General features: G+C 53.8%; 9 protein-coding genes and 1 pseudogene. 3 read left to right on the top strand and 7 right to left on the bottom strand.

Going from position 1 to position 6901, the window contains the following annotated elements; all coding sequences use genetic code 11:
• The 5 genes and pseudogenes from WFM46_RS22160 to WFM46_RS22140 form a co-directional block, all read right to left on the bottom strand.
• Positions 1-203: pseudogene (locus tag WFM46_RS22160) on the bottom strand (primosomal protein DnaT); the annotation flags it as partial.
• Positions 204-308: 105 nt separating this feature from the next.
• Positions 309-737: an organic hydroperoxide resistance protein gene (locus WFM46_RS22155; protein ID WP_103178155.1), complete on the bottom strand. Its 429-nt coding sequence runs from the start codon at positions 735-737 to the stop codon at positions 309-311.
• Positions 738-767: 30 nt separating this feature from the next.
• Positions 768-1409, bottom strand: a complete 642-nt coding sequence (locus WFM46_RS22150; protein ID WP_156653884.1) for a TetR family transcriptional regulator — start codon at positions 1407-1409, stop codon at positions 768-770.
• A 66-nt stretch (positions 1410-1475) separates the two neighbouring features.
• A complete protein-coding gene (locus tag WFM46_RS22145; protein WP_103178157.1) occupies positions 1476-1949 on the bottom strand; it encodes a threonine/serine exporter in 474 nt (157 codons plus the stop codon).
• On the bottom strand, positions 1940-2716 hold the full coding sequence (locus tag WFM46_RS22140; protein ID WP_156653885.1) for a threonine/serine ThrE exporter family protein: 777 nt from the start codon (positions 2714-2716) through the stop codon (positions 1940-1942). Before WFM46_RS22140 ends, WFM46_RS22145 begins: the two co-directional genes overlap by 10 nt.
• 435 nt (positions 2717-3151) lie before the next feature.
• Here WFM46_RS22140 and WFM46_RS22135 point away from each other — a divergent pair, with 435 nt between their 5' ends.
• On the top strand, positions 3152-3883 hold the full coding sequence (locus tag WFM46_RS22135) for a helix-turn-helix transcriptional regulator (RefSeq protein ID WP_103181025.1): 732 nt from the start codon (positions 3152-3154) through the stop codon (positions 3881-3883).
• Positions 3883-4518: a DNA-binding transcriptional activator BglJ gene (gene bglJ / locus WFM46_RS22130; RefSeq protein WP_103178159.1), complete on the top strand. Its 636-nt coding sequence runs from the start codon at positions 3883-3885 to the stop codon at positions 4516-4518. Before WFM46_RS22135 ends, bglJ begins: the two co-directional genes overlap by 1 nt.
• A gap of 41 nt (positions 4519-4559) precedes the next feature.
• On the opposite strand, the gene WFM46_RS22125 is transcribed toward bglJ, so the two are convergent.
• Positions 4560-5018, bottom strand: a complete 459-nt coding sequence (locus WFM46_RS22125) for a YbaK/EbsC family protein (protein WP_156653886.1) — start codon at positions 5016-5018, stop codon at positions 4560-4562.
• 328 nt (positions 5019-5346) lie between these two features.
• On the opposite strand from WFM46_RS22125, the gene WFM46_RS22120 reads away from it, so the two are divergent.
• Positions 5347-6690 (top strand): PTS sugar transporter subunit IIC, encoded by a 1344-nt coding sequence (locus WFM46_RS22120; RefSeq protein WP_103178161.1) that lies wholly within the window; start codon positions 5347-5349, stop codon positions 6688-6690.
• A gap of 55 nt (positions 6691-6745) precedes the next feature.
• Here WFM46_RS22120 and fhuF read toward each other — a convergent pair.
• Positions 6746-6901: siderophore-iron reductase FhuF (fhuF, locus tag WFM46_RS22115; protein WP_336998559.1), on the bottom strand; the 156-nt coding region annotated here is incomplete at its 5' end.

Genomic DNA, 6901 nt, shown 5'->3' with positions numbered 1-6901 from the left:
GTGACGTCACTGGCCGGGCGCGCCAGGCGCGCTTCCAGCTCCAGCAGCTCGGCCAGACGCTGCGGCGTGATGGCGTAAAAAGCCGGTGCGTTATCGGCGAAAACGGCGACAGTACCGCCTTGCGCCCTGGACAGCACGCCGCGGGGATCGTGCATAAAGGCATCAATGCCAGTGACGCTGGTGGTCAGGATTCTGGAGGACATAATACTTCTCTACTGAGTTACTGCGGACGAGATATGGGCTTATGGTAGCACAGAGAGGAGGGGGCAGGCAGGGGTCTGAAACCCGCTCCCTGACCCCCTGAAAAATCAGGAGATAATATTCAGCGTCACATCGATATTGTTGCGGGTGGCGTTAGAGTACGGGCAGACAATGTGCGCCGCATCCACCAGCTTTTTCGCCTCACTGGCGTCCATCCCTGGCAGGTGAATATTCAGTTTCGCTTCGATGCCAAACCCGGTTGGCAGCGGCCCGATCCCCACTTCGCCCTCAATAAAGGCATCCTGCGGCATGGTGATTTTGTCGCGGTTAGCCACAAATTTCATGGCGCCGAGAAAACAGGCTGAGTAGCCCGCCGCGAACAGTTGTTCCGGGTTGGTGACTTCACCGCCCGCGCCGCCCATCTCTTTGGGGACGCCCAGTTTGACATCCAGCACGCCGTCGGACGAGGTGGCGCGACCATCACGGCCGCCGGTAGCTTTGGCTTTGGCGGTATAGACAACTTTTTCTAAAGACATGGTAGGTTCCTTATCTCAGGGGTGAAAGCGCTAAGGACAGGTATAACGCAAGGCAACCTGAACCGCCATTTTTCGATAGTGTTGCCGCTGGGCCTGCTCATCGGCGCCATCCTCAAACAGCAGGGTGAAGGTGTAGCTGTTGGCCACATAGTGAAAGCTGAAGCTGCTGATGAGGCGGTGCAGATCCCGGGCGTTCACCGTCTGGTTAAAGAGTTGCTTCTCTTTGCCGCGTTTGAGGATGGTTTCCAGCAGATCCAGCGCGCTGCGGTTCACCTGGCGCAGCAAGGCCGACTGCTGCATAAACCGGCCCCGCTGCATGTTCTCCATACAGATAATGCGGATGTAGTCCGGATGGTCGGCGTGATAGTCAAAGGTGGTTTCCACCAGCTCCACCAGCGCTTCTACCGGCGGCATTGCATCCAGGCTGAGCTGCATCTCACTGGCGCGGATCTGCGTGTAGACATATTCCAGCACCAGCAGGTAGAGGTTCTCTTTGGTCTTAAAGTGATACACCACCATCCGTTTGGTGGTGCCCGCTTTCTCGGCGATCTGCTCCATGCGAGCGCCGTTAAGCCCGTACTCGGCAAACAGCGAGAGGGCGCTGAGGAAGATTTTGTCTTTCAGGCGGGAGCCGTCGCCGTTTTCCGCGTTTTCGCTGCCGGGGTTAGACACATCTGCTCCTTACTTAGCCACATGAGAGCAGAGGATTATCACCACGGCAGCGGGAGAACACAACTCTCAAACCCGGGGGCGTTTGCGGTAGAGCCATAGCCCGGGGATCGACAGCCCGATTGAGAGGGCGCCGACGATTGACGAGGCTTTCAGGAAGTTAGTCAGCAGCATGATCATCTGCGCTTCGCTGTAGCCAAAGTGGCTAATTTTCACCGCCGAGATCATCGCGGTGTAGGCCGAAATGCCCGGAAACATCGGGATCACCGCCGCGACGGTAAAGACTTTGGGATGCGCCAGATACCAGCGCGACCATTGGATCCCAATGCTGCCCACCAGCATCGAGGCCATAAAGGTCGACCATTCGATATTCATCCCGGCGGTCATCATCGTCATACGCGAGCCGTGGCCGATCGCCCCCAAAAGCGCACACCACGGCAGGGCGCGATGGGGTACGTTAAATACCATGGCAAAACCCACCGCCGGAATGGCCGACAACATCATGTCCTGGGCCAGCGCCCAGAGAAAATCGATTACGCCCATCCGCGAAGTCCCCATAACGTCATGGCCATCACCACCCCAATACAGGTGGCGAGGGTGAGTAAACTGGCTATCGCCCAGCGGGCAAGACCGGTATTGATGTGACCTTTGAACATATCGGCCACGGCATTAATCAGTGGAAAGCCCGGCACCAGCAGCAGCACGCTGGCGGCCATGGCGATGGTCGGGGTGGTGGCAAAACCCGGCAGCCGCAGCAGCAGGCCGGAAACCGTGGTGGCGACAAAGGCGGTGATGCAGAAGTTAATTTGCGGGTGCAGATGCCGGCCTGTCAGCACCTGACGCACGTACATGGCGAGGGTGCTGGCGATAAAAGTCACCATAGCGCCATCCCAGCCGCCGTTGTTAAGTTTACAGAAGCAGGCGCAGGAGAGGCCCACCATCAGCACTACCAGCCAGCGTGGATAGCGCAACGGCTTGATCTGGCTGAAGCGTTTTTCGACCCCCTGCGCATCCAGCAGCTTGTGTTCCGCCATGATCACGATGTGTTGCACCTCGGTGACGACGTGCATGTTGATCCCACGATCGTGGTTTTTACGCGTTGAGGTCAGACACTGGCCCGATTTAATGGTGGTCAGCACAATCGCGTTAGAGGAGATGGCGCTCTCTACGCTGTCCATACCCAGAGCCAGCCCCAGTCGGGTAGAAAGCTCCTCCACCAGGGCGCTTTCGGCACCGTGTTGCAATAAAAAAAGGCCGCACTGAATACACAGTCGCGTGACGGCGCGTTGTGAGGATTGATCTGCCTGCATCTTTTGCCCTGAGGAGAGAGTGACGGGTGGATAGCCGGAATGTCTACTTTTAGCACACAAGCCGGTAGCGTTTGCTCTGGGCCAGATCAAGGTTTGAGCAGATTGATGCGGTAAATATACTTTTCGTTGAGCGAATTAATTATTAATTTCTATGGTTTTTATATTTACATATTTATTAAATCTATATTTAGAATATCTAACTTTCTCTTTTTAAAAATATAATGCACTACAGGTTAACATTGAGGAGTTATTTTGCGATATTAATGCTGTTTTGGCGGTGTATATATTTGTGATGCTGATTATTATCGCACTCTCATTTCGCTCAGCTAATGAAAAAGGAAAGACATTACATTTTTACGTCGCCCTGTTAAACAAACAGGTAATTAAGTTAGATGAACGACGTGGAATGAACGTATGAATGGATTCGGAGCGCAAATGCCGTCATTGATCTGTAAAAGTGTAATAATAATTGGAAAATCACCCATAATGCAGACCGGCCTCGGTAGCATTATGTCACGCTATTTCCCGGACTACGATCGTTCTTACTGTCGGACCCATGAAGAACTGACGCTTCTCCAATTGCGTCGCGCAGTTGTGGTCATCGTTGATATTTCAGATGAACAGCGTAATCCGCTTAATATATGCAATCAGTATCACGCATTACAAAATCAGTATCGGGATATTCACTGGATATTTTTGGTTTCTCGGGCAATTTATCCCCTCGCTGTTGAGCACTTGATGCGTCCAGAAAGTACGTTGCTATCCAACATGGAGCCCGTCGAAAGTGTGGTTAAGGCTATCCAGGCGGGTAGCGAAAACGCTGAACGTATTAGCCAGACGCTATTAATACCCGATCCAGATGATTTATATGACAACCAGGATGAAGTCATGTTGACCTTCTCGGAGCGCAAAGTATTACGCTTACTGGGAAAAGGATGGGGAATTAATCAAATCGCCGCATTGCTGAAAAAGAGTAATAAAACGGTAAGTGCGCAAAAAAACAGTGCCATGAGAAGACTTGCTTTAACGAGTAATGCCGAAATGTACGCGTGGATTAACAGCACTAAGGGAATGAAAGAGCTGAGTTTATTCTCTGCCTATGGAGAGCAAGACGAATGGAAAAGAACGCGAACAAAAGACATATCGCTATCGTCGAAAAGTGCATGATGAGTGGTATGGGGCTTAAGCATCTTTTTGCCAGCCCCGCACTTAAAAATTATGAAGTCCACCTGTTTAATAACATTAATAGTTTCCAGTCCTCACTTAGTTTTGTTCCATACACGTCGTTAATTTACTCCCTCTCGGATGAGCGGGAAGAGCGGCGTAATTGCCTGGTCTGTATTAAGGAAGTGGCTGCCACATACGGCATGATTCAGCGAATCGTACTGGCATCAGATGAGGCAGAAGCGAGCCTGATTAATCAGCTTTCGCCGTCACGCCTGCATGGGGTGATTCTCAAATCTGAGCCGCTCGCTGACCTGCAGGAGCACCTGAGCAAAATATTGAGCGAGAACCGACGGGTTAATGACGGGCATAATAACCACTGGAATATTCATCGTGGAAGACTGCTTAGCCCAACCGAGCGCGCCATTTTGCAGTTTATGTCGTGCGGCTTCTCCATCCCGGAAATTGCCACCCGGCTCGATCGCAACATCAAAACCATTCGTGCGCATAAATTCAATGCCATGATTAAGCTCGGGGTGCGTTCCGACGTGGGATTACTGCACGCAGCGGATATCCTGACCCATTTTCCCGTCCCGGATCCCCGCAATTCGCGCTTCATTTCCCAACACTTTTCATAACCCATGCAAAAGTCTGCGCCAGAACGGATCTGGCGCGGGACTTACAGACAAACGTCTACCCATGTGGCCTGAGTGAGCTCGGCCATTCTTTCCGGAGAAATACGCACCGCGCTGTGGATCGCACCGGCAGCGGGCAGCACTTCCGCATACTGTCTGAGAGAGATGTCGCAATAGACCGCCAGCGGCGTTTCCAGTCCGAAAGGGCAGACGCCACCCACAGGATGCCCTGTGATTGTCACCACCTCGTCACTGCTCAGCATTCGGGCCTTTGCGCCAAACGTCTGCTTCAGCTTTTTGTTATCAAGACGCGCATCGCCTTTGGCAACCACGAGGATCACCTCATCTTTAATTTTTAGCGACAGCGTTTTCGCTATCTGACCCGGCGCGACGTTGTGGGCCTCGGCAGCCAGCGCAACGGTAGCGGTACTTTGACCCAGTTCGATGACTTCAACATCCGGGGCGTGGTCAGCGAAAAACTGGCGCACAGACTGCAAACTCATTGTTTCCTCCAGAAAAATACTCTGCGTAGTCGTTCATAATAGATGATGCCCTGTAAATATTTACCAGGTCACACGCTTCTGATATCAGCGATTTCTGGATCATCTTCACAATCACGGAAACCGGTTACAGTAACCGGTTGCAGACCATGATGCGGAGATTAATACTGATTACGTCACTTCCCCTGTATCCAATAATAAGAGTCGATTATGAAACCTATCCGTTTGAGCAGTCCCGCTGGTAAGCGAGCCAGCAAGGTGGTGAAAGTGGTATATGGAACACCGTGCGGCGTCACAACGCCCGAAACGATCGTCTGACAGGAGAGCCGTTATGTCTGCCAACCATGCTGCGTTTAACCTGATATTCCGATTTGTTGAAAACTATGTCAGCCCCATTGCCGGACGCATCTCCTCCCAGCGTCACGTGATGGCGATCCGCGACGGTTTTATCTCCGCGATGCCGTTTATGATTGTGGGCTCGTTCTTATTAGTGTTTGCTTACCCGCCGTTTTCGCCGGACACCACATGGGGCTTTGCCCGCGCCTGGCTGGATATGGCAAAACAGTTTGAAGGCCAGATCCTCACCCCCTTCGATATGACGATGGGCGTGATGTCCCTCTATATCTGTGCCGCTATCGCCTACAACCTGGGCAAGCATTATGTGAAAGCGTATCAGCTCGATCCCTTCATGTGCGCCATGCTGTCGCTGATGGCCTTTCTGCTGATCGCCGCGCCAAAAACCAAAGGCGCATTGCCGGTGGACAGCCTCGGCGGGACGGGGATCTTCACCGCCATTCTGGTGGCGATCTACTGCGTGGAGATGATGCGTTTTCTGAAGGCGCACAATATCGGTATTCGCCTGCCCGACCAGGTGCCGCCGATGATCAAGAACTCCTTCGACCTGCTGATCCCGGTGCTGGTGGTGGTGCTAACCCTCTATCCACTGAGCCTGCTTATTCAGTCGCAGTTTGGCATGCTGATCCCGCAGGCGATCATGGCCATCTTTAAACCGCTGGTGGCGGCGGCGGACTCGCTGCCGGCAATCCTGCTGGCGGTGCTGATTGGTCACCTGCTGTGGTTTGCGGGCATCCACGGGGCGGCGATTGTCTCCGGTATGCTGCAGATGTTCTGGCTCACCAACCTGGGGATGAACCAGACCGCGCTGGCGCAAAGCGCGCCGCTGCCACACATCTTTATGGAGGCGTTCTGGACCTTCTTCATTGTGATTGGCGGCTCCGGGGCCACGATGGGGCTGGTGTTCTGCTATCTGCGTAGCCGTTCGGCGCACCTGCGTTCCATTGGACGGCTGAGCGTGGTGCCGAGTATTTTCAACATCAACGAACCGGTGATCTTCGGTACGCCTATCGTGATGAACCCGGTGTTCTTTATCCCGTTCCTGCTGGCGCCAATGGTCAACGCGGTGCTGGCGTGGGCGGCGATGAAGCTGGATCTGATTGGCCGCGTGATTTCGGTGGTTCCCTGGACCGCTCCTGCGCCGGTGGGGGCGGCCTGGGCGCTGGGCTGGGACTTCAGGGCGGCGATCCTGGTCCTGCTGTTAGCGATGGTCTCCGCCATCATCTACTACCCGTTCTTTAAGGTGTACGAGAAGCAGCTGCTGGCGCAGGAGGCCGAAGAGGCCCAGCGTGCAGAAGAAGAGAGTCAGCAGGTCGCGTAATAAAAGCAAAACGGCAACCCTTGGGTTGCCGTTTTCATCTATTGGACCTGACAAACTATTTCAGCGTGCAATCGCCGCACTGCTGAACGTCCGGCAGGCGATAGCGCTGACAGCAGGTACGACGCACCAGCAGGCCGTAGCGCGGGACGACGGTGCGATAAAGCGGGTTGTCACGCCCATCGGAGAGTTGGCGGGCAAAGAAAATCGCCTG

Origin of the sequence: Leclercia sp. M50, from assembly GCF_037150775.1 — a bacterium.
GTDB lineage: Bacteria > Pseudomonadota > Gammaproteobacteria > Enterobacterales > Enterobacteriaceae > Enterobacter.
Note: the sequence above shows the minus strand (reverse complement) of the source record. Positions and strands in the feature narration are given on the sequence as shown.